Origin of the sequence: Corallococcus terminator (genome assembly GCF_003611635.1) — a bacterium.
Classification (GTDB): Bacteria; Myxococcota; Myxococcia; order Myxococcales; family Myxococcaceae; genus Corallococcus; species Corallococcus terminator.
The window spans coordinates 1-21,637 of sequence record NZ_RAVZ01000082.1; the positions used below are offsets into that span (position 1 = coordinate 1).

Consider the following 21,637-nt stretch of genomic DNA (forward strand, 5'->3'; position numbering starts at 1 on the left):
CGTCCAGACGGCTCCCCAGGCGCGTCCCTGGGTGGAGACGGGCTTCATGTCGCGGGCCCAGGTGGCCGGCAGGGACCAGGCGATGCGCACCATCGGCCTGCCCCCAAGCACCCCGCAGGGCGCGGCCACCACCCTGCGTGACGAGCGGCTGGGAGATGGCAACAGCAACTGCCTTGAGCGCGCCATGGCGCTGGCGCGGCCCGGTGACTCGGTGGTCTTCCTCACCGACTCGCGCGACGGGGTGGGGCACGCCGTCGTCCGCAGGAAGGATGGCTCGCTCGTCGACCCCAATGAGCCGAAGCGCACCTACCCGGATCTGCTGGCGTACCAGTCCTCCCACCCCCACTACAGTCAGCCCCTGTCGGTGCCGCGTGAGAAGCTCGCCGCCGTGCTGGGGACGCCTGTCGGGCCCGGGCGCGATGCCCTCATCCAGACCCTGGGCCTTGCGTCCGTGGCGAACCGGCTCGTGGCGGACACCTACGACATGCGGACGCTGACGACCGCCTGCGGTGCGGTGCACGCCGCGGTCGCCGCCAATCAGAACGCGGGCGCCGGCCACATCATGGCCGAGGCGATGCGGGCCGCCATCTCCTCCGTGCGGAGCTCCCATCCGGAGTGGAGCGCGGAGCAGGTGATGGATTACGCAGTGGCCGCCACGCATGCCAGCCTCGTCGGGCCCGGCCATGGGCTGGATCAGCTCAACCAGCTCGGGGCGCGCGGCAACGTGGTGGAGATGATCAACGCGCTGGCGACCGATAAGAGCACCTTCGTCGGCGGCGGGCTCGACCTGACGAATGGAAAGGACCTTCGGCCCGAGCTCAACGACCTGAGCAACAACCAGGCCTTCCACTGTTTCTTCTTCGTCACTGCGGGCTACGTCGCCAACGGCCAACCGCTGCTCACCGACGTCCTGGCCAACGGGGTGGGGGCCTGGGGGCACGAGGTGCGTGACGAAGGGTCATCGCGCGAGGACTACATCGCCAGCAACCTCTCCATCTCCATGGGACAGGGCCTGTTGGAGCGGGGCCTCTCGGGGGACATGGGCCAGGTGGCGGACGCTCCGGAGGTGATGCTGGCCGTGTACACCCCGGAGGCGGGCTCGGGCCCCGGCGCGGACCGTGCTCGGCGGATGGCGACCGAGCGCATCGACACCCTGAAGGACGCGCTCGTTACGCTGGAGAATGGGAAGGACTTGATGGTCGCTTCGGACCTCGTCTCCACCGTCCTGGGAAGGGCCTTGGATACCTTGGGCCTCCACGATGCCTCCTACGTTCTTCCCATCGCGAATCCCCCGGATTGGGTGAATCCGGCCAACCAGTAGCTTCTGCTCGAAAGCGTCCACCCCATGCCCCACTTCGAATCACCCGAAGCTTCCCCGCGTCCCATCTCCGAGCCGCGATGTCGGAATCCCCGCGCGAAGTCCCTCACCCCGCTCGCCGTGGCGCTCCTGCTCGCGCTCACCGCCTGCGGGCCCGACCTGATGCAGGAAGGGACGTGGGGGCAGGGCGCCGCGACGGCGCTCACCTCCGCGACGCCCCTGTCCTCGGCGCGAGAGCACCACACGGCGACGTTGCTGTCTGACGGCCGGGTGCTCGTGGTGGGAGGACTTGCTTCCTACGTCAACGCTCTCGCCAGCGCGGAGCTGTATGATCCGGCCACCGGCACCTGGTCCGCCACCGGCTCACTCGCGCAAAGCCGTTTCAACCATGCGGCGACGTTGCTTCCCGACGGCCGGGTGCTCGTGACGGGAGGAAGGGGGGGCGATGAGCTCGGCGCCCTCACCAGCGCGGAGCTGTATGACCCGGCCACGGGAACGTGGTCCTCCACGGGCGCGCTCTCGGTGGCTCGCTACTTCCACTCGGCGACCCTGCTGAACAACGGCAAGGTGCTGGTGGCGGGGGGCCTTGGTGTCGGTGTCACCGGGTCCAACATCCTCGCCAGCGCGGAGCTGTATGATCCGGCCACCGGCGCCTGGGCGACCACCAGCTCACTGCCGAACATCCGCTACCGGCACCAGGTGACGGCGCTGCTCAATGGCAAGGCGCTCCTCGTGGGCGGACATGCCGCGGCCGGCGCCTACTACTCCTCGTGCCTGCTCTACAATCCGGCCACCGGCACCTGGGCCGCGACCGCCGCGCTCCCTGCGTACCGCGTGGCTGCCGGACAGACGCTGCTGGCCGATGGCAGGGTGCTGGTGACCGGGGGAAGCAACGCGAACGTCAGCCTCGCCACGGCCGTGGCGTACAACCCGGCCACGGGCACTTGGGCCGCCACCGCCTCGATGGCGGAGGGTCGTTCCTTCCACTCCGCGACGCTGCTGCCCAACGGCAAGGTGCTCCTCGCGGGCGGAAGCAAGACCGTCCAGGTGTATGACCCGGCGACCGGCTCCTCCACGGTGGGCGCTCTGACGCAGTCCCGCTCCAGCCACACGGCGACGACGCTGCTCGATGGCCGGGTGCTCGTGGTGGGCGGCCTCGGCAGCATCGCGCTCGCGACCTCCGAGGTGTTCGACCCGACCACGGGCTCGTGGGCGCCGACTCCGACCCTGGCCGAGGCCCGTCAGCTCCACACGGCGACGACGCTTCCCGACGGCCGGGTGCTCGTCGTGGGCGGGCTGGGCGCCAACGGTTCCCTCGCCAGTGCCGAACTCGCGGACCCCGCCACGGGCACCGTGTCCGTCACCGGCCCGCTGGCCCAGGCCCGCGACAGCCACACGGCCACGCTTCTGACGGACGGCAGGGTGCTTGTCACTGGCGGAAGGGACGCCAGTGGTTCTCTTGCCACCTGCGAACTCCTGGATCCGGCCACCGGCACCTGGACGACGACGGGTCCGCTCGCGACGGCTCGCCGCCTCCACACTGCGACGCTGCTGTCCGATGGCAGGGTCCTTGTCACCGGCGGACTGGGGGCCAGCGCCCCGCTCGCGACCAGCGAGGTGTTCGATCCGGCCACCGGCACCTGGACGATGACGGGCTCACTGGCGGCGGCGCGCTCGCTCCATACGGCGACGCTGCTGAACAGCGGCAAGGTGCTCGTCGCGGGCGGCAGGAGCGCCACCGCGGCCCTGGCCACGGCCCAACTGTTTGAGCCGGCCACCGGCGTCTGGAGCGTGACGGGCGCACTGACGGCGCGTTCCGCTCACACGGCGACGCTGCTGGACAACGGCAAGGTGCTCGTGGCCGGTGGAGACGGCGCCACCGTGGCCCTGGCCACGGCCCAACTGTTTGATCCGGCTACCGGCGCGTGGACCGCGGCGGGTTCGATGGCGGTGGGGCGCTCCAACCACACCGCGACGCTGCTGCCGGATGGCCAGGTGCTGATGACGGGCGGCAAGGTCGCCACCGGCTTCCTCTCCAGCACCGAACTCTTCGAACCGACGCTGGGGGCCTGGCACACCTCCGCTCCGCTCTCGACGAGCCGCGCCTGGCACACCGCGACCGTGCTCCCCGGCGGAAAGGTGCTCGTCATGGCGGGGCTCGGCGCCAGCGGCACCCTGCGCGGCTTCGAGCTGCATGACCCGGCCGTCGAGACCTGGAAGGCGACCGGGCCGCTCGCGCAGGCCCGCCGCTACCACACGGCGACGCTGCTGCCTGACGGCCGGGTGCTCGTGGTGGGAGGGCAGGGGTCCGCCGGAGCGCTGGCGAGCGCGGAGCTGTATGACCCGGCCACCGGCACCTGGGCCCCCACGGGCGCGCTGATTGGGGCCCGCTACGGCCACACCACGACGCTGCTGGGCAATGGCCAGGTGCTCGTGGTGGGAGGCATTGGCACGGCGGCCCTCGCCACGGCGCAGGTGTATGATCCGGCGACGGGTGTCTGGACCGCCACGGGCTCGCTTGCCCAGGCCCGGTACTTCCACACCGCGACGCTGCTGCCCACCGGCAAGGTGCTCGTGGTGGGCGGCCATGGCACGGCGGCCCTCGCCACGGCGCAGTTGTATGATCCGGCGACGGGCCTCTGGACCGCCACGGGCTCGCTGCCCACGGTCCGCTACAGCCACACGGCGGCGTTGCTGCCCGCGCAGCTCCAGACCACGCCGGGGCAGGTCCTCGTGGTGGGCGGCCAGAGCACCACCGCCATCACCTCGGCCGTTGCCACGGCCGCGCAATACAACCCGACGACTGGCACCTGGAGCGCGGTGAGCGCACTGACCCTCGCCCAGGCCCGTGCCTGGCATTCCGCGACGCTGCTGAATGACGGCACCCTGCTCGTGACAGGGGGGACGGGCACCAGCGCCTCGCTCGCCACGACCGAGCTGCTTAATCCCTTCTTCAAGGCCCCCTCCGTGACCGCCAAGGGGGCGCTCGTCCAGGCCCGCTCGCGCTTCACGGCGACGCCGCTGCAAGATGGCCGGGTGCTCGTGGCGGGCGGGACGGGGACCACCGCCATCCTCGGAAGCGTGGAGGTGCATGCCGCCGGTACGTGGTCGAACACCGCCACGCTCATCCAGGCCCGCCGGGCGCACACGGCGACACGGCTCTCCAACGGCCAGGTGCTCGTGGTGGGCGGAGAGAACGGCACGAGCCTCCCGTACCTCGCGAGTGCCGAGCTGTACTGACCCGCGCCCCGCGCCCCGCGACAGACGTCAGCGGGGCAGCGGGTGCGGCAGGGTTTCTTCCCGGAAGATCAGCAGCCCATCCATGACCATTGCCCAGGGGGCCGTCGTCCACGAGTAGCTCAAGGGACGGGCCACCCTGGGCCCGAGGGCACGAAGCTGGCTCCCATCCAGATACCGCGTGTCGGAGGTGTGGCCAGACAACGCCTCGCCCTCCAGGGAGTCGGCGCGCGCGGGTTCGAGGGCGTAGGTGCGACCACTGCCGCCCAGCGAATGGCTCCCGGAGCCCGCGGAGAATCCAAGCACGAAGGCCTGTGCCCCGAACTTCTCATGGACGTAGGCGCCGACGGGAATCCTGTGACGGTCGTCCGTATCCAGGACCGTGAGGTCCCTTGCCGCATGGACGGTGGCAAGCCAGACAATGGCCTTCCTGGACGTGGGGGACTGGGACAGGAGCCATTCCAGATTCATGAACATGGAGCGGTCACGGTCGTTGTGACCGAACCAGTCGAGGGTCCCGCTCGGCTGCGCCGACGCCCGGGACTGCTCGGTGACTTCACGGGTGACGAACCGCACCAGGTTGCGGGCCATCTGCAACTGGCCCTGGGCGCTCGGGGTCGCAGCCGCACCGGGCCTGGAGAGTACCGACTCCAGATCCTTCCAGCAGCCCAGTATGAACTTCGGGACCTCCGGTGTGTACGGGTGGGCCTCGTCGTACTGCCAGGACATGTTCCGCTCAATGACCGCTGCGCACTCGGCCTGCCTCGGGCCCTCCAGGAACGGGATGAGCTCACGCGTCATCTCGCGCTGTGCGTAGGTGCCCCGGTTGATCTGATCATCAATCCCACCGGCGACGAGGGTTCCCGCGTTGATCCGCTCGGCGAGGAACGGAATCAGGGGCGTCATCTCCTGGTTGGCCCACATCGGGCCAATCGCGGAGGCCACCCTGTCCTCGCTGACGGTCTGGCCCTCCTTCAACAGCGCCTGGATGTGGAGGAAGTCATAGGTGCCTGTCTCGATGAAGAAGGTATCGAATTGGCATTCCTCCACGAGCCTGCGGGTCAATTCCACCTTGAAGGTGAGGGTCCTGGCACTGCCGTGGTGGGATTCCTCGCCAAGCAGGGCCAGCCGCTTGTCGCAAAGGTCCCGAACGATCCGGTCGGCGTCGGATAACGCCACGGCCTCATGCGGGGGTGCGCTCCTTGGGTTCGAGGCACAACCCGAAAGCAAAGGCAGCAGGAGCAGGAACAGGAGGTATCTCATTCGCGGTCCCTTCATGGGGAGGAGTGCCGCGTCTTAACATTCGCTGGCACGTCTTTGCCTGCTCCTTCATGGAAGTGACGCCGCGGCAGCCGAGCGGTGTTCCTTGCGCATGAGCATTCACTCCCGGCGTTTTGAAGTCAGTCACGGCGATTCACTCGAGCAGGGGTCCTCACGAGCGGTGCCGATTTGTTCGCCCGTGGAGGACCACGGCGGAATGTCCCGTACGCGGTCGAGGCTTGCCTCGCTCTGCTTCGCCCTGTGCCTCGGTCTGGCGGCCGGAGTCGTCACGGGCTGCGACGACGATGATGGGTCTTCGAAGCTGCACGCGGACCTCCAGTCCATCATCGAGGACGCCGTCTCGAAGGGCGTGACTCCGGGCGTCTCGCTGGCCGTTGCCTCCGACGAAGGCCCGACGTGGCTGGGCGCCGCCGGTGTCGGGGACATCGAGCGAAATGAGCCCATGTCCGCGCAGCACCGCTTCCGCGCGGGCAGCATCCTCAAGACCCTCGTCGCCACCGCGGTGCTCCAGTCCGTCGAGCGGGGCACGCTCGCGCTGGAGGACGCCCTGACGGAGCGACTGCCGGCGAGCGTGACAGACCGCATCGAGAATGCGCAATCCATCACCGTGGCCATGCTGCTCGCTCATCGCTCGGGCATCCCGGAGTGGGTCACCGACGAGACGAACCTGGCCATCATGGCGGACCCGGAGCACCTCTGGACACTCGACGAGATTCTCGGCATCGCCGGAGCGCAGCCCTCCGTGTTCCCTCCCGGTTCTGGATATGGCTACTCGAACACCAACTACGTGCTCCTCGGCGAAGTCCTCTCGGCCGCGGAAGGCCGGAGCTGGCGCGCCATCGTCCGCGAGCTCGTCATCGAGAGAGCGGGGCTCTCCCACACACGTCTCCCCGAGCCGGGAGACCTGGACTGCCCCGCGCCCTGCGCTCGCGGCTACGTCCCGTTCGATGAGGAGCTGGCGGATCTCACCGTCGTCGACCCTTCGATGGCCGGAGCTTCTGGTGGTCACGCCCTCGAGACCACCGTCTCCGACCTCCTCACCTTCTGGAAGAAGCTGCGCGCCTGCGCGCTCTTCGAGCGCAGGCAGACGCTGGAGTCCATGCTCGCGTTCCAACCGGCGCCCGAGCCCGAGTCGCGACTGGTGGGCTACGGGCTCGGAGTGATGCAGCTCGACTCCCGAGGGGTCGTCGCCGTCGGCCATCTGGGCACCACGGCGGGCTATCAGAGCTTCATGCTCTATGTCCCCGCGACGGGCCGCTACATCACGGGGAACATCAATGTGATGGGCGACCTGGCCGCGGTGCTCGTGCCCCTCATGGACCGCGCGGGACAGCCTTGAGTCCTGGCGTGGAACGCGGGGCGGCGTAGGGCAAACTCCGGCCCTTTCTACCAAAGAGAGGGGTTGGCGGGAGGCGCGTCCTCCAAGAATGGCGTCACCATCGATTCGAGTACCTTCGCCTCTCCTGAGATTCCGATATGAGAGGTCGCGGGGAGGATCACCAACCGCGCTGCGGGAACCTTCGTGAGCATCCCAGTCGCGGCCGCTTCCTCATCGCCTCCGCCCCGCAGCTTGAACATCGCCACCGCGTGTTCCGGCTTTACGCCATCCGCATCACCCACGATGACCATCGTCTGGGCTGAAATGGCGCGCATCTGAGCGTCGGTGATGCTCTGGTCGTTGATGTTCAACACCTTCATCTTCTTGACGTAGGCCTCGAAGGCATTGGGTTCAGCCGTGTGCTTCTTGAACGCTGCTTCGATGGGAGAACCTGCGAATGCCTTGGCGCTCAGGCCCTCAATCGCCTTGAGTACCGCAGGGTACCAACCGTCCTGACGATAGGTGGCCGACAGCGAGACGAGCTTGTTGACGAGCGTGGGGTGACGCAACGCCAGTTGCAGTGCCACCCCTCCACCTTGGGAGTAGCCCATCACATCCGCGCGCTCCACCTTCAGGGCCCGCAGCAATGCCGCGGCGTCATCGCCGAACTGCTCGTAGGACATGGCTCGCGACGTGTCGGCGGTTCGGCCGTGGCCCTGTTGGTCAAAGACAATCACAGGGCGCTTCGCGGCGAAGGCCGCCACCCAGGGCTTCATGGAGTCGGTGGACATGAAGGCCCCAGGAATCAAGAGCAACGGAGCTGTCCTGGACTTGCCTGGCTCTCCGTACACTTCGTAGTAGAGCGTCAAGCCGTTGATGGGCAGATGGCCACTGTGTGAAGGGCTCGGTCCTTGTTGAAACATCCGGCTGGCCTCCTTTGAAGAGAGGGCACCACTTATGTCGCAGCGGGCACGGGTCGTCGACGACTCGCTTCTGCGATGTAGAGCACTTCACATCGTGAGCCTTCTTCGCCTCCCCAGGCCCAGGCGCCGAACGCGTTCATGAAGTCATCTTCCGCGAGGGGATGGCACGTCGCCCGATACGGCACACCCACGGCTGTCATGGATTGACCTCACCCTGTTTTGACGGAGCGGACGCGGTACATGCTCGTTCCCCATGCTGGCGGAATAGAGGCTCAAGGGCTGGCCCGAGATGAGGGGCCGCGCCCAGGCATTCAGGGACCTCGTGGTGCCCGTTGCGGACAGGCGGGCCTCCTGAGATACCCTGGGTTCACCTCGTCCACTGTCCCGTCCCCATTGCCGCAAGGACGAACGGCGCTTCCTCGACTCGGGAAAGCCAGACGTGGACGGGACCGGTTTGAACGGAGCGTATCGCGATGGCTTTCTGGGACAAGGTGTTTGGGCGGGGCAACGCTCGCCGTGAGCGGCGGGAGCCGGAGCATGGCCCCATGGAGGCTCGTGTGACCGAGCTGCTCGAGGAGGGGACGAGACTGGCTTCCCGAGAGCGCTACGAAGCCGCGGCGGAGCGCTTCAACGCGGCGCTCGTGATCGCACCGAATCATTCGCTGGCGCTCCTCAACCTCGCAAGCGTTGCCCAGGAACGGGGCCGCCACGAACAGCAGGGCGCCAACCAGTTGGACGTGATTGAACGGCATGACCGCGAGGCCGTGGAACTCTTCGAAAGGGCTCTCTCGGGAACGCCTTCGCTGTCGGTCGAACTCCGGATGCAGGTGCTCATCCGGCTGGGTCGGATGCACCGCCTGCTGGGGGAGCATGAGAAGTCATGCGACGCCCTGCTTCGTGTCGTGCGTGATGCCGAGGCTGGTGCCCAGGCAAGGGAGGCCGCGAGCGGCGAACTGGCCACCACGCACGCACGGCTCCTGGGTTACCCCGAGCGGAACCTGTCGGAGGCGGAGGCGCGGCGATACAGCACGCTCTGGAAGGAGGCCACTTCCCCCCTCCAGGGCTTGCTGGCAGGGGACGCGGTCCGCCCCCTCTCCCAGGCAGAGGTGCGTCGATTCGAGGCGGCGCGGCTCTTGCTCCAACAGGCGTTGGATTTGATCCCGGAGAATTGGGCCGCGGCATGGACACTGGGCATGGTGGAACGACGCCTGGGCAACGACGTGCGAGCGTCGGAGTGCTTTACCCGGGCTTTCGAGCTCAACCCCTACAATCCAGACGTCTGCCGTGAGGCCTCCATCAGTGCGGGGCTTGTCGGGCGCATGGAGGACGCGGTGCGCTTCAGCGAGGCGGCCCTCGTGGTGGGCCCCGATGACGCGGGACTGGTGGCCAACCTTGCCCTCAACCTGCTTCTGGCGGGGCGCGCCGCCGAAGCCCTGCCCCGGGCGCGAGAGGCCGTGGCCCGCGCTCCCAAGGACCCCGTCTCTCGGGCGGTGCTCGCGTTGACCGAGCAGGTCGCCTCGGGAGCCATGTCTGTCGAAGAAGCACGGAGGAAGGCTCTCTCTGGACGGTAGGTGCTGGCGGTTGTCACCGCGCGGAGGCTTTGGAGTCAGGCGCCCGGGGATGGGTCATCCCCCCTCGGGGGCCTCCCGCGTGGCCCTGGCGGATGCCACCGGCGACAAGAACGCGGACATCCTCGTCGCTGGCAAGGGGTTCGTCTCCGTCCTGCCAGGCAATGGCAACGGCGAGTTCGGCAAGGCCATCACCTCCATCACCGACGTCGAAGCCACCTCCTTCGCCGTCCATGAGGTCAACATGGATGCGCGGGTCGACGTGGTCGTGGCCTCGAACAAGGCGCCCGGAGTCACGCTGCTCCTCAACCAGGACAACGGCACCTTCACCCCGTTCACGACCTTCCTCACGCTCTTCCCTGTCTCCGCGGTCGCCCTCGCGGACTTCACCGACGATGGGAAGCCGGACCTCCTGCTGGTGGAGCCCACCCTCGACAGGGTCGTCGTGTACGTCAACACGTCTGGAGACCCGGACCTCAATACGGAGCGGCAGGTCCTGACGCCACGGTAGGCGCCGTGCGACCCGGCCGGCTCCCTCTCACGGGAGCCGGCTTTGTCTTTCACCTCGTGCTACGGCAGGGGCCGCGAGCCCGCCGACGGACCCTCGGGGACCGCGGGCCAGCCGTTGGGCCAGGTGATGGCATCCACGAGCATCACCCGTGCGGTGTGGGCGCTGTTCCACGCGTGGTAGACCATGAACGTGTCACCGCGCGGCCCGGTGACGACGGAGTTGTGCCCCGGTCCCACCCAGCCGCCGCCCGTCGTGAGGATGGGCGAGCCGAGCTTCGTGTACGGGCCCAGCGGGCTGGTGGCGCGCGCCACGCCCACGGCGTACGTGCTGTTGTAGTACGCGTTGCCGCTGTAGAAGAGGTAGTAGTAGCCGCCGCGCGCGACGACCCACGGCGCCTCCACGACGCCGCCCTCCCACCCCAGGTTGTTGGTGATGAGCGTGCGCCGCGTCCCCACCAGCGCCAGGCCATCCGCCGACAACTGCTGCCCGTAGATGGGCGTGGGCTGCCCCACCGCGTTGCCGTCCGCCTTCCACACGAGGAACGGCGTGCCGGCGGTGTCCTTGAAGAACGTCGCGTCAATCATCCCCATGCCCGTGTCGTGCACCAGGGGCCGGCCCAGGTCGGTGAACGGCCCCAGCGCGCTGGCCGACGTGGCCGCGCCAATGGACAGGCGCCCATCCGAATGCCGCGCCGTGTAATACGCGATGAAGCGCGTGCCCACCTTGTGGATCTCCGGCGCCCAGAAGTCGCCCGTCGCCCACGAGGGTCGCGTCCCGGACGGGAAGATGAAGCCCGCGCCCGTCCACGTCACCAGGTCTGTCGACGTGCGCAGCGCGAAGGCGTTGGCGGCACCCCCGGACGTGCAGGCGGCGACATACCGCGTCCCATCATGGATGACGCCCGGATCCGCGCAGTCCACGGGGACCACCGGGTTCTGGTACAGCCCGCCACAGCCGGTGTAGCGGAAGGACATGGCACACGCGTTCGAGCCGCTGAAGTACGGCGCCCAGCCGTTCGACAGCACCGTGTATGAATTGGGAGACGCGTTCGTGCACGCCCGGTCCCAATACACGCGTCCGCCGACGTCGTCGTACTGCGCCGGGTGGTTCGCCGGGCGCAGCCACGCCGCCCCGTAGGTGACACGCGTCGCGCATGCGGTGGCCCCGGCGCAATCCGTGTCGAGCGCGAGGACGCACGCGTTGTTGCCGGTGAAGTACGGCCGCCAGCCATTGGAGAGCACCGCGTAGGAATTGGTGCCCTCGTTGACGCAGACGCCGTCCCACGTCACCAGGTCCGCGGCGACGTCGTATTGCGCCGGGTGACCCGAGGGCCGGATCCACCGGTCGCCGTAGGTGATGCGCGTGCTGCACGCAAGCTCCTGGGTGGCGGAGCCCGCGGGGGACGCGTCCACGGGCGCGGTGTCGGGGCCGCAGCCGGAAGCGAGCGCCGACAGGGCGCCCACGACCGCCAGGGCCAGGATGCGAGGGGATGTTTTCATGCGAAGACCTCCAAGAAGGGGGGAAGGTGAACCAGTATGGTGGTCCGGATAAATCAGTCAAAGCTGTTTTCCCTGCTTGTGCTGAAGGCGTGTTCCCGTGGCGTCATTCGTTCAGGGAGCCTCCCGGACTCAATCTTTCCTCGCTCGCGCGTCTGACCTGCTGCCGTGCCTGTGCCGCATGCATTCCGATTCTCGGAGCATGTGTGTCCTTGGAGGCCATTCGCCGTGACCTACCCATCTGTCTTCCGGGGAGCCCGTTGGCTCGTCCTGGTGCCCCTGCTTGGCTGCGGTTCCTCCTCCCTGGAGGCCGCTGCCGCATCCCACCCGAACGCGCCCGCTTCGCGCCCGCTGGCGCTGGTCACGGGACCCGAGCTGCTGCGGGACGTGAACGCCCGACCGAGCCCCTTTCCGCGCATCGCCACCAGCAGCTCCGGGTCTGGTGGAGGTGCCGTCACCCTGGCCAATGGCACCGCTGTCATGGCGCTCGAGGATCACCTGACGGGATGGGACCTGTGGCGCAGCGACGGCACCTCCGCGGGCACCACCCTCATCCAGGACCTGACGCCGGGGATGCTCTCCAGCATCCAGGGGCCCACGGAGCTCACCGCCGTGGGCAACGCGGCCTACTTCTTCACGGCACGGAGCTTCCTGGGCAGGACGGGCCTGTGGAAGACGGATGGCACCACGCCTGGAACCCTCCTCCTCCAGGAGTTCGAGGGCTCGGAAGATGACTCCGACAAAGGGCGCGGCACCGTCCTTCCGTTCGGCTCCGGCGTCCTCTTCTCCTTCGGCAACGCGCTGTGGAAGACGGACGGCACGGCGGCGGGGACCCGGGAGCTCAAGCGCTTCCCGTCCTGGGTGGGCCCCTTCGGCCACGCGTCCTCGGGGATCACCGCGCTCGGCGTGGCGCTCGACGGCGTCGCGCTCTTCATGGGCAACGACCCCGCCACCGGCATGGAGCTGTGGAAGACGGACGGCACACCCGAGGGCACCGTCCTCGTCAAGGACCTCGTCCCGGGAGAGACGAACGGCCAGACCTGGCGCTTCACCCGGATGGGGCAGAGCGCCTTCTTCATCGGGGGCCTCGCCATGGATCAGCTTTGGAGGAGCGATGGCACGCCGGAAGGCACGACCGTCGTGTACGCGTTCCCGGAGTTCCGGGACCGCATCAACGAGATGACCGCTGTGGGAAGCACCCTGTTCTTCTCCACGGACCGCGCGCTCTGGAAGAGCGATGGGACGACGGCGGGCACCGGGGAGGTGCAGGGCTTCAACCGCTGGGACCCGTACTGGCTCCAGACCGTGGGCAGCCGGCTCTTCTTCCTCGCGTACGACGACGACGCGGGCGAGGAGCTGTGGACGAGCGATGGCACGCCCGGCGCCGCCTCGCGCGTGGCGGACCTGTGGCCCGGGGCAGGGGATTCGCAGATCTCCAACTTTCAGCCTTGGAAGGACCATCTCTACTTCCAGGCCACGCCCCAGGCGGGCGTGCTCGGCCTGTACAAGACGGATGGCACCCCCGCTGGCACCACGGCGCTGAAGACGTGGGAGGGCTACACCGGGGACGACGCCCCGAGTTCGCTCGACCTGGTGAGCCTGGGAGACTCGCTCCTCTTCCACGTCGAGCCGCTTTCAGGCGGGACGCAGGTGTGGCGCACCGATGGCACCGTCGCGGGGACGCGCCTCCTGGAGCCGCTGAAGGCGGGCGCGACGCGGTCGTCCATGGCGTCCCTCTCCAACGTGGGGGAGCTGGCGGGCCACCTCTACTTCCTGGCCTCCGAGGACGGGCAGCTCCTCTCCCTCTGGAAGAGCGACGGGACGTCCGCCGAGACCTCCCGGGTCACGACCTTCGCCAACACCCGGGCGGACCTCTTCGCGGAAGCGTTCGCCACCTGGCGGGTGGGCACCCGGTTGTTCTTCGGGCTGGAGGACACCACGCACGGCGCGGAGCTCTGGCGGACGGACGGCACCGCGGCGGGCACGGCGCGGGTGAAGGACCTCGTCCCCGGCGAGGATGGGAGCGACCCGCGCAACTTCATCGAGGTGGGCGGGGGGCTGCTCTTCACCGCGGGCAGCTATGAATCCATGCAGCTCTGGAAGAGCGATGGGACGGAGGCGGGCACCGTGCCCGTTCCGCTCTCCGACCCGGAGGCCGTACTGAACGAGGCGCATGCCTTCACGAAGCTGGGGGACCGGGTGCTCTTCGCCGCCAAGAACGCGGACCGCGAGGACGTCCTCTGGGTCACGGATGGCACGACCGGGGGCACGCGGGTGCTCAAGACCTTCGTGAAGGGGGTGGGCGTCAGCTCCACCTGGGTCAACGACATCGCGGTCGCCAACGGCGTCGCCATCCTGGCGCTGACGGAGTTCCACCAAGACGAGGCCGCGGGCGACCCGGCCCGCCTCTGGAAGACGGACGGAACGCCGGAGGGCACCGTGCAACTGGTCCCCCAGACGTTCGGCGGCCTGGACGCGCTCGCGTGGGTGAACGGGCGACTCTACTTCGCGTCGAGCAACCCGGCGAATGGTTGGGAGCCGTGGGTCAGCGACGGGACGGCGGCGGGCACGCGGATGCTCGTGGACCTCCACCCGGGCACCGGCAGCAGCAACCCCCGCCATTTCCTGAAGCTGGGCACCACCGTGTTCTTCACCGCCAACGATGGCACGCACGGGATGGAGCCGTGGGTGACGAACGGCACGCCGGAGGGCACCTCGCGGCTGGCGGACATCTGGCCCGGCGCCGAGTCCGGCATGCGCTTCTTCGTGGCGGACGGCACGTCCTTCCTCGCGCCGCTGGCCCTCGAGGATCGGGGCCTGGTGCTCTTCTCGGCGGCGGAGCCCGGGCACGGCGCGGAGCTGTGGCGCACGGACGGCACGGCGGCGGGCACCTCCCGCTGGGTGGATGTGCTGCCCGGCCCGCTCTCCTCGGACCCCTCCAACCTGGCGCGCCTGGGCGACCGGCTCTTCTTCTTCGCCGTGGACGAGGCGCATGGCCGCGAGCCCTGGAGCCTCTCGCTGGACTTCACACCGACGGCGCCGGACACGACGGCGCCGGTCCTCACCTGTCCGGCCAACGTGACAACGCGGGCCAGCGGCACGGATGGCGCGGACGTCACCTACGCCGCGACCACCGTCGCCGACGAGCGCGGGGAGGCCGTCGCTCCCACCTTCAGCCAGGCCTCCGGCACACGCTTCCCGGTGGGGGACACCACGGTCAGCGTCACGGCGAAGGACGCGTCGGGGAACGAGGCCCGGTGCACCTTCCAGGTGAAGGTGGAGCCGGCCGTGACGCTGCAGCCGCCCGCCGAGGACACGGACGACTCCGGCGGTGGTTGCAGCGCGGCGCTGACACCGGAGGCGTGGCCGTTCTGGTCCCTGCTGACGCTGGGCTGGACGCTCCGCCGGCGCAAGGGCACTCGCGGCACCGACGCCTGACGCAGGGGCCGCACGGGACGGCGGAAGCCCGCGACAGGGCACCGCCGTCCCGGAAGCAACAGTGACGCGCTGATGCATGCGTGCGCCCCGGGTTCAACAATGCACCTCCAGACACCTGCACGCACCCAGGTCGCCTTGCGGTGCACCTGTCGGATGCCGCTAGCGTGCCTGCCGTCCATTCCACCCCGGAGGTCGCGACATGGAAACGGAACGCGGAAGGGCCTGGGTGCCCTGGTTGGTGACGGCGCTGGTGACGGTGCTCGCGGGTCTGGTGCTCTACCTGTCGCACCGCAGTACGACCGCCGCTGATGCGGCGGCGACGGCGGCGGCCACCCGGGCCAGCGACGCCGAGGCCGCGAAGCAGTTGCTGGAGACGAAGCTGGCCGCGCTGGAGGCCGAGCGCGAGAAGCTGACCACCGAGAAGGATCAGCTCAACACCGAGAAGGCCCAGCTCAGCCAGACGGTGCAGGAGCAGGAGGCGGAGTTGGCCCGGCTCAAGGCCACCTACGAGGACCTCCAGGACAAGATGAAGAAGGAGATCGCCGAGGGCGCCGTCCGCCTGACGCAGAACGAGGGCCGCATCCAGGTGGACCTCGTCGACAAGGTCCTCTTCGATTCGGGTGACGCCAGCATCAGCGCGCGCGGCCAGGAGGTCCTCACCCGGCTGGGTGGCGTGCTGGCCAAGGTGGATGACAAGCGCATCCAGGTGTCGGGACACACCGACGACTCACCGCCGTCGCAGAAGCTCCAGGCCACCTTTCCCACCAACTGGGAGCTGTCCGTCGCGCGCGCCGTCAACGTGGTGCGCTTCCTCCAGGACAAGGGCGGCGTGCCCGCGAAGCGCATGCTCGCGGCCGGCTACGGCGACACGCGGCCCCTGGGCGCCAATGCCTCGCCCCAGGGGCGCGCCCGCAACCGCCGCATCGAGCTGCTGCTCATTCCGGAGCTGTCCGCCCGGCGCAACCCCTCCATCGCGAAGGCGGCTCCCGCGAAGCCCGCGTCCGCGAAGCCCGCGCCCGCGAAGCCCGTCCTCGTGAAGAAGGTCAGGGCCAACAAGTAGGCGTGATGCTCGCGCCTCCTTCGGGCTGCCCCCTGTTTCCAGGGGGCAGCGCGGTTGCTTCCGCTCAGTGGCGGCGGCGGGACCACCGCGCCAGCAGCCCCAGGGCCGTCAGGAGCAGCAGCGCCGAGGGCGGCGAACCGGCGACGGGATTGCAGCCGCAGCCCGACGTGTCGGGAGCAGGGGGCTCCGGGTCCGGCTGACTGCCAGCGTCGCTCGCGGGGCCCGCATCCGGAACGCCCGCATCCCCGGGGCCTGCGTCCGTGTCGCTGCCTCCATCCAGGGGACCTCCGTCCGGGGTGGCCTCGTTCGTGACGGAGAATCCGCGCTCGAGGGAGGCGGCGCTGGAGGCGTCTTTCGAATCCACGGCGCTGACGCGCCAGGAGTAGTCGCCTGGCGGCAGCGCCTCGTCCCTGCCCACGGACCAGGTCGTCTCCGTCGTCCGGTACAGGCGAAGGCGGGTGCCGCCCTGGAGGATCTCCAACTCGTAGGTGAGGACATCCCCATCGGCATCCGAGGAGGCACCCCACCGGAACGTGAGGAGGCCTTGCGTCAACCGTGCCTGCTCCTCCGGCGCGATGAGCACGGGCACGGAGGGCGCATCGTTGACGTTCGTCACCTGGATGGAGACGGTGGCGGGCGCGGAGGACCACTCCCCATCCGACACGCGGAAGGTGAAGCTGTCCGGGCCGGAGTAGTGGGTCGCGGGCTGGTAGGTCGGGGTGCTGCCCGAGCCGCTCAGCTTTCCGTGCAGGGGCGGGGACACGATGACGTAGCTCAGGCCCTGGCCCTCTGGATCCATGCCCTGGAGCGTCAGGGGCAGGGCGGTGTCCTCCAGCGTGGACACGGACAGTGCCACGGCCGTGGGCGGCTGGTTGTCATTGAACGTCACGAGCCGCCCGCGGGTTCGATGCGCCCAGTAGGGAGCGGAGGTGTCCTCGTGGTCGTACGCCACGAGGGCCGTCCGTCCGGTTCCAGGAAACACCACCGAGGGGGTGCCCTCCTTGTCGGTGCTCGTCGCGATGGGGAGCCCCTGCGGCTCACGAACGATGCCCGCCCCCGTCACCCGCGCCCCGTAGATGTTGGAGTCGGGGCTGTTCACGACGCTGTCCTGCCACATGACAAGGTATTCGCTCCCCAACGAGGTCACCGAGGGGAATTGCTGGTAGCGGTCCGTGGCGATGACGAACCCCACCGGGTCGAGCACCGTCCCCGTGCCCGTCAGACGCGCTCCTTGGATGTGGGGGATGTTCCGCCCGCTGAAGCCTGCCCAGGTGACGAGGTAGTCCGTGCCATTCGAGGCCACCGCGGGCGTCTTCTGGTCGTATCTCGCGGTGGAGATGGGAATGCCCGCGGGCTCCAGGACCGCTCCCGTGCTCGTCACGCGCGAGCCGTAGATGTCCGCGTCACTGTTGCGGCCGTCCTCCCAGACCACGAGGTAGTCCTTCCCGTTGGAAGCCACCTCCGGCTCCCGGGGAGAGGTGCCGGGGGTCTGGGCGATGATCAGCTCCGAGGCATCCAGTGCCTCACCCTGTCCGGAGACCCGCAGGCCCACGAGGACGAAGTCGAAATCCTCCTCCAGGAATTGCAGGAAGGTGACGAGGTAGTCCGTGCCATTGGAGGCCAGCCGGGGCGCATAGGTATACGGACCGCCCTCGGGGGAGAGGCGCAGCCCTGACGGGTGCAGAACCTCTCCCGCGCTCGTGACCCGCGTGCCGAAGACCCGCGAGTTCGCTTCACGGTGGTTCGACCAGACGACGAGGTAGTCCGTCCCATTCGACGCGACCGCCGGGTCCAGGCCTCCTCCCGCCTCCGACGCCCACGCGATGGCCAGGCCTGACGGATCCAACACGTCGCCCGTGGCGGTGACGCGGACGCCGACGATGCTCTCGCCGCCATGGCCGGTGTCGGACCAGACGAGCAGATAGTCCGTGCCGTTCGACGCCACCGAGGGCTTCGTCTGCGTGCTGGCCGAGGTGGAGAGGACCACTCCCGATGCATCCAGGACGCCTCTGGCTGGCGTCACGCGCAGGCCGTGGATGTCCCGGCTGCGCTCCCAGGCCACGAAGTAGTTCGTCCCATTGAAGGCCACCGCCGGGGTGTTGTGGGAACCAGGGCCCGCGAAGAGCGTCTGGCCGCCCCCATCCACCACGGCCCCCGCGCTCGTGACGCGCGTGCCGTAGAGGAGGTCAGAGCCCGAGCCATTGTCCGACCAGACGACGAGGTAGCCCGCGCCGTCGGACGCGACGGCGGGCACGGACGGCTGCTTGCCGGCCGTGGAGATGGCGAACCCGGAGCTGTCCAGCACCGCGCCCGTGCTCGTCACCCGCGTGCCGAAGATGCGGCCCTCTCCGACCGCGACCGTGTCATGCCAGGCGACGAGGTAGTCGGTGCCATTCGAGGCCACCGTCGGATCCCGCTTTGAAGGAGCGCCCGTCGCGAGGGTGATGGGTTCCGGGTCGAGCACGCTGCCCGTGTTCGTGACCCGCGCGCCAAGGAGCTGGCCTTCCTGTCCGTTGAGCGTCCTCTCCCAGGCGACGAAGTAGTCCGTGCCATTGGAGGCCACGGATTGATGGGTGATGTCTTGTGAGTTCGGGGAGATGACGAAGCCCGCCGGATCCAGGACGTCGCCCGAGCCCGTCACCCGTGTGCCCAGGACACGGGTCTCCGTGGAGCTCCTGCCCCACAAGGTGACGAGGTAGTCCGTGCCATTCGAGGCCACCGCCGGTTGTCTCTGCGTCGTGCTGGATTGGGGGAGCACGATGAAGGGCGGGGTGGCCGGCAGGTCTCCCGTGGAGGGCACTCGAAGGGCCTGGAGCTCGCTGTCTTCCGTGGGCCTCCAGACGACGAGGTAGTCCGTGCCATTGGAGGCCACTGCGTGGTTGTCCAGGAAGGAAACGGTGGGGCCGAGGAGGAGGCCGAAGACATCCTGGACCACCGCGGTGCTCGACACCCGGGTGCCGACGAGCTGGGCCGTGCCCTGACGGTAGTCTTCCCAGATGACCAGATGGCCCGAGCCATTCGAGGCCACCGCGGGTTTGCTCTGGGATGCGCTCTGGGGGGCAGGAACTGGCTGATCCATGCCGAACTCCGGAGAGATGACAGGCGTCACGGTGGCGGGGAACGTGGACGCCGCGAGCACCGCCGCGGGGACGCGAAACTGGATGGCTCCCGCGAGGTATTCCGCTTGGAGCGGCGTGCTCCGGCCGGAGGACTCCACCCAGGCCGCGTGGCCAAAGCGGAAGCCCAGGCCCGTCCGCGCGTCCTTGAAGTGGAGCCCTGTCCCGGTGACCCCGGCATGGGTCAGTCCCTTCGCTGGCACGGTCAACACCAGCGCGCCCGCGCCCTCTGGCGCCTTGGAGAAGGCCCATTCCTGCCGGACGCCCTCTTCGGCGTTGTGCAGGCGTTCGACAAAGCCCTCCCGAGCCACGGTGAGCTGACCGGTCTGCTCCAGCCGTGGCTGTATTGCCTTCAGCGCGGGGCCCTGGCCTCCCCGCTGCCAGCGCATGACGCCAAGGGTGAGGGGCGCGCCCTTCACGGCGGCCCCCACGGGCGCCGCGCCAGGGGATGCGAAGGGCGTCAGCGTCAGCCCCTCCGTTGCGACCTTCACGCCGTAGTTGGAGTGCCCGCCACTCCATGCCGCGCCGTCGGGCCGGTAGGCGAAGTGGACCTGCCGCATGAGCGCCGAGACATCGAAGGGCGCGCTGGTTTCAGGGAGCGCGGAGGAGGCCGGCTGGGGCGCGTCATCCTCCGGGACGGAAGAGGTCCGGCAGGAGAGCAGCATCAGGGTGACGAGCACCCCGAGAAGCGGTCGCAACCGCGCAACGGAGGAGTGGACCATGGTGACGAGACATCCCGCGGAAACGCCCTTGGGCCTCTGCCTCAAGGGCGGTCGCTGACAGACAGGCTTTCCCCTGAAGGTATCAGAGGTCGTCGCGCGGAATGAGGTCCTACCAGGGGCCCAACCCGTCCGGGCGGGGCTCCCCCGTGCTCAGTCTTCGTCCTCGTCGGCCCCGCGAGGCTCGGGCTCCAGCCGGGCCTGACGCTCGCTGGCCTCCCACGACGCGTCCGCGTCGCCGGCATGCACGCGGGCGGCGGCCTTGTCGTCCTGCGCACCCGTCCACGTGGTGTGCCCTCCGGCGTAGCCTTCCAGCGGCCGGGCTCCACGATGGGACTCCACCTCCAGGTCCTTCTCCTCCTCCGCTCGCAGCCGCTCCCGCTCCTGTTCTCGCTCGTGCTGGTGCTGCTTCTCGATGGGGTTGTCCGCCATGGTGCCATCACCTCCTGTCGCAAGGTGCGGTCCTCCCTCGCGGAATGACAGCCTTGGGGCGGGGATTCGCGGCTGGTCGCCTGCCCTGCGAACTACTGCGTGTCGTCGGACGTGATCAGCCCTTCCTGCAAGGCCATGGAGCGCAGGTGGCACTTGGCGCGCTGGAACTGCTGGCGCAACGCCGCCGCCCTTCGGGCTTGTGTCTCGTCCGTCAACGCCTCCTCGGACGTCGCCATCAACTGAACCACCTCCTGCCACGGGAGCTGCTGATCCAGGCGGAGCTCCAGGAGCCTTCGCTGCTGCGGCTCCAACTGGGTCCTCAACGCGCGGAAGCGCTCCTTCACGAGGGTGCGCTGCCAGGGACTGGTCGATGAGCGCGGTCCCTCGGGCTGATCGGGGACTGCGGACAGGCGCAGGTGCCGACGCCGCACCGCGGAGGCATTCACCAGCTTGAAGCACGCGTTGCGCGCCATGCGTTGGGCCCAGGTCCGGAAGGAGCTCTCCCACCGGAAGCGTGGCAGTCCTTTGACAAGGCCCTCGCAGAAGAGGCCGAAGGCATCCTGGGCACGAGCTTCATCCTGGAGGACGGAGAGCATCAGCCGGCGAATCTCTGGCCCATAGCCTCGCACCGCCAGCTCCACGGCCTGATTCAACTGTCTGCGCCGGCAGAGGTCATGAATCGCGTCTTCCAATTCCAATCGGCTCTGGTCGTCTGCCTGCACGGCGGCTTCTCCTCGCTCGCGGTGGGGAACCCGGGCCCCCGTCACATCGCGGAGTTTCGGGGTCTAGAGAAATGGAGGGACAGCACACCATGAGCCTCATTCTTCTTGTCGATGACGACCCCGCAGTCCTCGAAATCTATTCCGAATTCCTTGCGTCGATGGGACACCTCATCCTTCTCGCACATGATGGAGCGCAGGCGTTGAGGCTCGCCCGGCGTGCGCAACCGGACTTGATCATCACGGACTGCAAGATGCCTCGTATGGGTGGCATCGAGCTGTGCGCCGCGCTTGCCCAGGGAAAGGAATTCCAGGGGCTCCCCATCATCATGCACAGCTCTTCGGAAGACCCCCATGCCCCAGGCGTCGTGGCGTTCCTCCCCAAGAATGGCGACCTGGCCCGGCTCAAGGAAGTGGTGAGCCAGGTCCTCGAGGACGCCCGGCGGCAGCAGGAGGCGTCACCGCGGCCCCGGCCTCCGCCGTGGGGCGAGGAGCCGTAGC

Annotated in this window: 13 protein-coding genes and 1 pseudogene; 8 read left to right on the forward strand and 6 right to left on the reverse strand. The window is 68.9% G+C overall.

All coding sequences use genetic code 11. From position 1 onward, the window contains the following. Together D7V88_RS43015 and D7V88_RS14270 are read left to right on the forward strand one after the other, a co-directional pair. Nucleotides 1–1,321: pseudogene (locus D7V88_RS43015) on the forward strand (hypothetical protein); the annotation flags it as partial. Nucleotides 1,322–1,345: 24 nt separating this feature from the next. Further along, on the forward strand, nucleotides 1,346–4,558 hold the full coding sequence (locus D7V88_RS14270; protein WP_120541190.1) for a Kelch repeat-containing protein: 3,213 nt from the start codon (nucleotides 1,346–1,348) through the stop codon (nucleotides 4,556–4,558). A gap of 27 nt (nucleotides 4,559–4,585) precedes the next feature. Here D7V88_RS14270 and D7V88_RS14275 read toward each other — a convergent pair whose 3' ends face one another. Further along, nucleotides 4,586–5,734, reverse strand: a complete 1,149-nt coding sequence (locus D7V88_RS14275) for an erythromycin esterase family protein (RefSeq protein WP_244238140.1) — start codon at nucleotides 5,732–5,734, stop codon at nucleotides 4,586–4,588. A gap of 298 nt (nucleotides 5,735–6,032) precedes the next feature. Here D7V88_RS14275 and D7V88_RS14280 point away from each other — a divergent pair, with 298 nt between their 5' ends. Next, nucleotides 6,033–7,175 (forward strand): serine hydrolase domain-containing protein, encoded by a 1,143-nt coding sequence (locus D7V88_RS14280; protein ID WP_158625082.1) that lies wholly within the window; start codon nucleotides 6,033–6,035, stop codon nucleotides 7,173–7,175. 47 nt (nucleotides 7,176–7,222) lie between these two features. On the opposite strand, the gene D7V88_RS14285 is transcribed toward D7V88_RS14280, so the two are convergent. After that, the gene (locus D7V88_RS14285; protein ID WP_120541193.1) at nucleotides 7,223–8,077 is read right to left on the reverse strand and encodes an alpha/beta fold hydrolase; all 855 of its coding nucleotides are present in this window, start codon (nucleotides 8,075–8,077) and stop codon (nucleotides 7,223–7,225) included. Nucleotides 8,078–8,622: 545 nt separating this feature from the next. On the opposite strand from D7V88_RS14285, the gene D7V88_RS14290 reads away from it, so the two are divergent. After that, a complete protein-coding gene (locus tag D7V88_RS14290; protein WP_158625083.1) occupies nucleotides 8,623–9,648 on the forward strand; it encodes a tetratricopeptide repeat protein in 1,026 nt (341 codons plus the stop codon). Nucleotides 9,649–9,697: 49 nt separating this feature from the next. Continuing rightward, complete coding sequence (locus D7V88_RS14295) at nucleotides 9,698–10,156, forward strand: FG-GAP repeat domain-containing protein (protein WP_120541195.1); 459 nt, start codon at nucleotides 9,698–9,700, stop codon at nucleotides 10,154–10,156. Between the two features lie 59 nt (nucleotides 10,157–10,215). On the opposite strand, the gene D7V88_RS14300 is transcribed toward D7V88_RS14295, so the two are convergent. Next, nucleotides 10,216–11,655 carry a glycoside hydrolase family 43 protein gene (locus D7V88_RS14300; protein WP_120541196.1) on the reverse strand — a complete coding sequence of 480 codons (1,440 nt, stop codon included), beginning with the start codon at nucleotides 11,653–11,655 and terminating at the stop codon, nucleotides 10,216–10,218. 225 nt (nucleotides 11,656–11,880) lie between these two features. On the opposite strand from D7V88_RS14300, the gene D7V88_RS14305 reads away from it, so the two are divergent. Together D7V88_RS14305 and D7V88_RS14310 are read left to right on the forward strand one after the other, a co-directional pair. Continuing rightward, nucleotides 11,881–15,090, forward strand: coding sequence for an ELWxxDGT repeat protein (locus D7V88_RS14305; RefSeq protein WP_120541197.1), 3,210 nt, complete (start codon nucleotides 11,881–11,883; stop codon nucleotides 15,088–15,090). Between the two features lie 199 nt (nucleotides 15,091–15,289). Next, nucleotides 15,290–16,150, forward strand: a complete 861-nt coding sequence (locus D7V88_RS14310) for an OmpA/MotB family protein (protein ID WP_120541198.1) — start codon at nucleotides 15,290–15,292, stop codon at nucleotides 16,148–16,150. Nucleotides 16,151–16,214: 64 nt separating this feature from the next. On the opposite strand, the gene D7V88_RS14315 is transcribed toward D7V88_RS14310, so the two are convergent. The 3 genes from D7V88_RS14315 to D7V88_RS14325 all read right to left on the reverse strand — a co-directional run bounded on the left by D7V88_RS14315 (nucleotide 16,215) and on the right by D7V88_RS14325 (nucleotide 21,139). Next, nucleotides 16,215–19,988: a cadherin-like domain-containing protein gene (locus tag D7V88_RS14315; protein WP_120541199.1), complete on the reverse strand. Its 3,774-nt coding sequence runs from the start codon at nucleotides 19,986–19,988 to the stop codon at nucleotides 16,215–16,217. A gap of 150 nt (nucleotides 19,989–20,138) precedes the next feature. After that, the gene (locus D7V88_RS14320; RefSeq protein WP_120541200.1) at nucleotides 20,139–20,417 is read right to left on the reverse strand and encodes a hypothetical protein; all 279 of its coding nucleotides are present in this window, start codon (nucleotides 20,415–20,417) and stop codon (nucleotides 20,139–20,141) included. Between the two features lie 92 nt (nucleotides 20,418–20,509). Next, entirely contained in the window at nucleotides 20,510–21,139 is a 630-nt protein-coding gene (locus D7V88_RS14325; protein ID WP_120541201.1) for an RNA polymerase sigma factor, read from the reverse strand. A gap of 89 nt (nucleotides 21,140–21,228) precedes the next feature. Between D7V88_RS14325 and D7V88_RS14330 the strand changes: the two genes are divergently transcribed. Further along, on the forward strand, nucleotides 21,229–21,636 hold the full coding sequence (locus D7V88_RS14330) for a response regulator (RefSeq protein ID WP_158625084.1): 408 nt from the start codon (nucleotides 21,229–21,231) through the stop codon (nucleotides 21,634–21,636). Nucleotide 21,637 lies beyond the last annotated feature (1 nt).

Bases quoted from the DNA above. Each gene is read 5' to 3' on its own strand.
- D7V88_RS14270 (WP_120541190.1), top strand. From the start codon at position 1,346: ATGCCCCACTTCGAATCACCCGAAGCTTCCCCGCGTCCCATCTCCGAG.
- D7V88_RS14290 (WP_158625083.1), top strand. From the start codon at position 8,623: ATGGAGGCTCGTGTGACCGAGCTGCTCGAGGAGGGGACGAGACTGGCT.
- D7V88_RS14310 (WP_120541198.1), top strand. From the start codon at position 15,290: ATGGAAACGGAACGCGGAAGGGCCTGGGTGCCCTGGTTGGTGACGGCG.
- D7V88_RS14280 (WP_158625082.1), top strand. From the start codon at position 6,033: ATGTCCCGTACGCGGTCGAGGCTTGCCTCGCTCTGCTTCGCCCTGTGC.
- D7V88_RS14285 (WP_120541193.1), bottom strand. From the start codon at position 8,077: ATGTTTCAACAAGGACCGAGCCCTTCACACAGTGGCCATCTGCCCATC.
- D7V88_RS14320 (WP_120541200.1), bottom strand. From the start codon at position 20,417: ATGGCGGACAACCCCATCGAGAAGCAGCACCAGCACGAGCGAGAACAG.
- D7V88_RS14300 (WP_120541196.1), bottom strand. From the start codon at position 11,655: ATGAAAACATCCCCTCGCATCCTGGCCCTGGCGGTCGTGGGCGCCCTG.
- D7V88_RS14330 (WP_158625084.1), top strand. From the start codon at position 21,229: ATGAGCCTCATTCTTCTTGTCGATGACGACCCCGCAGTCCTCGAAATC.
- D7V88_RS14295 (WP_120541195.1), top strand. From the start codon at position 9,698: ATGGGTCATCCCCCCTCGGGGGCCTCCCGCGTGGCCCTGGCGGATGCC.
- D7V88_RS14315 (WP_120541199.1), bottom strand. From the start codon at position 19,988: ATGGTCCACTCCTCCGTTGCGCGGTTGCGACCGCTTCTCGGGGTGCTC.